The organism is Mesorhizobium sp. M4B.F.Ca.ET.089.01.1.1 (assembly GCF_004022605.1).
GTDB classification, from domain to species: Bacteria; Pseudomonadota; Alphaproteobacteria; order Rhizobiales; family Rhizobiaceae; genus Mesorhizobium; species Mesorhizobium abyssinicae.
Window position 1 is genome coordinate 1 of the sequence record NZ_RZOS01000758.1, and the last position, 1,720, is coordinate 1,720.

Here is a 1,720-nt window from a genome sequence, read left to right on the forward strand (position 1 = left end):
CAAGCCAACGCTTGCTCGTGGTCGCAAGCAAACGCTTGCTCGTAGTTGACGCGGGGTGGAGCAGCCCGGTAGCTCGTCAGGCTCATAACCTGAAGGTCACAGGTTCAAATCCTGTCCCCGCAACCAAATCAAAAGGCCCGCTTGGCTCCTCGCCAGCGGGCCTTTTGCTTTGGCAGCCAACCATGGTCGCCCTACCCGCCGACCCGGTGACTGCGGCGTCAAGAAAGTCGAGCGCTGAACGGCGCCGATGATCTTGACGCCGTGGGCTACCGAACCGATCTTCAGAAAGCCCTTTTGGGCTGCGCGCCGTCGCCAGTTTTGCCGTCCCTTGCGTGATGATCGAACCGGCGGCCATGCATTCCTGACCGGAGCGAAGGCGCAGAAGCCTGCCGCGTATCTGGAGAAACTTGGTGGCACAGCGATCGGGAAGTGCGGATCTTCCGCTGCACGGCGGGCGCGTGCCGAAATGGCTCGGCGATCGCATGACCCGGCTTGGCGCCGTCATGTGCGAGGCGATCGTCCATCACTACGGCCGCGACGAATTGCTGCGCCGCCTGGCGCATCCGTTCTGGTTCCAGTCCTTCGGCGCCGTCATGGGCATGGACTGGCATTCGTCCGGGATCACCACCAGCGTTGTCGGCGCCCTGAAGCGCGGTCTGTCGCCGCTTTCCGAAGAGCTCGGCATCCACGTCTGCGGCGGCCGTGGCGCGCACTCGCGCAAGACCCCGCAGGAGCTTGCCGCCATCGGCGAGCGCGTCGGCTTCGATGGCGACAGGCTGGCGACCGCCAGCCGGCTGGTCGCCAAGGTCGACAGCGCCGCGGTGCAGGACGGATTCGATCTCTACCTGCACGGCTTCATCGTCACCGATGACGGCAACTGGGTCGTCGTGCAACAGGGCATGAACGGCGATAGCCGGTTGGCGCGCCGCTATCACTGGCTGTCCGAAGGCCTGAAAAGCTTCGTCGACCAGCCGCATGCCGCGATCGAGGGCGCCAACCAAGGGGAGATCGTCAACCTGACCGACCGGCGCGCCGATGCCTCGCGACAGCGGCAACTGGAGCTTCTGCACAATCTCGGACCGGACCGGATCGTGAGCGAGCTTTCGGCGCTGAAGCGTGGCGCGCCGCCGCCGCCGGCGCAGCCGCTGCTGCCGCATCTGGTGATGCCGGCGCACCATGATGTGCGCGAAAGCGATGTCGTCATGCGCCGCCTGCACGGCAACATCGCGGCGGCGGCCGATCGCGGTCCGGAGGATTTTGCCGGGCTGCTGCTGGTGCCCGGCGTCGGTGCCCGCACGGTGCGGGCCCTTGCGCTGGTAGCCGAGGTTCTGCACGGCGCGCCATGCCGGTTTTCCGATCCCGGACGCTTTTCCCTGGCGCATGGCGGCAAGGACCGGCAGCCGTTCCCGGTGCCGCTCAAGGTCTATGATGAAACGATCGGCGTGCTGAAGTCGGCGATGCAAAAGGCGAGGCTGGGTCGGGAGGAGGAGATCGGCGCCCTGAAGCGGCTGGACGACCAGTCCCGTCAGGTCGAGCGCTACGTCACCGGTCCCAGTTTGAAAGAGATCGTCGCCGGCGAGTTCGACCAGTCGCACCTGCTTGGCGGCCGCAGCGTGTTCGGCTGGGAGAAGCCGCCAGAGGCGACGACCGGCAAGCCCGCCAAGGAAGAACAGGGCTGAAAGTCCTCATGCGTCAAGGTCGATGAGGGCGATGCCAAGTT

1 protein-coding gene and 1 tRNA gene are annotated in these 1,720 nt (G+C 66.0%); both read left to right on the top strand.

The window, feature by feature from the left end; translation table 11 throughout:
* Nucleotides 1–49 precede the first annotated feature (49 nt).
* A tRNA-Met gene (locus EN780_RS33555) sits at nt 50–126 on the top strand.
* A 284-nt stretch (nt 127–410) separates the two neighbouring features.
* Entirely contained in the window at nt 411–1,679 is a 1,269-nt protein-coding gene (locus EN780_RS33560) for a DUF763 domain-containing protein (protein ID WP_128276400.1), read from the top strand.
* Nucleotides 1,680–1,720: the final 41 nt, after the last annotated feature.